General features: G+C 64.3%; 1 protein-coding gene. It reads right to left on the reverse strand.

Features of this window, described 5'->3' with window-relative positions:
- Window positions 1-335 (reverse strand): ABC transporter ATP-binding protein (locus RVY79_RS18050; protein ID WP_317465901.1); only part of this gene is annotated, 335 nt, incomplete at its 3' end.
- Window positions 336-359 lie beyond the last annotated feature (24 nt).

The raw sequence follows: 359 nt of genomic DNA on the forward strand, positions 1-359 counted from the left end.
CGGCGGAACACTTCCTCCGCTGGCGCCGATTCCACTACGCGGCCAAGGTACATGATCACCACGCGGTCCGACAGGTGCTCCACCACGCCCAGGTCGTGGCTGATGAAGAGGTACGTCAGGTTGAGCTGCTCGCGCAGGTCCATGAAGAGGTTCAGGATCTGCGCCTGAATGGACACATCCAGCGCCGACACCGATTCATCGGCAATCACCACCTTCGGGTTCAGTGCCAGTGCGCGCGCAATGCAGATGCGCTGGCGCTGCCCGCCGGAGAACTCGTGCGGATACCGCCCCAACGCGGTGCGATCCAGCCCCACTTCGCGCAGCGCTTCGATCACGCGATGCCGGCGCTCGGTCGGATT

Source organism: Chromohalobacter sp. HP20-39 (assembly GCF_033052815.1).
In the GTDB taxonomy this organism is placed as follows: Bacteria; Pseudomonadota; Gammaproteobacteria; order Pseudomonadales; family Halomonadaceae; genus Chromohalobacter.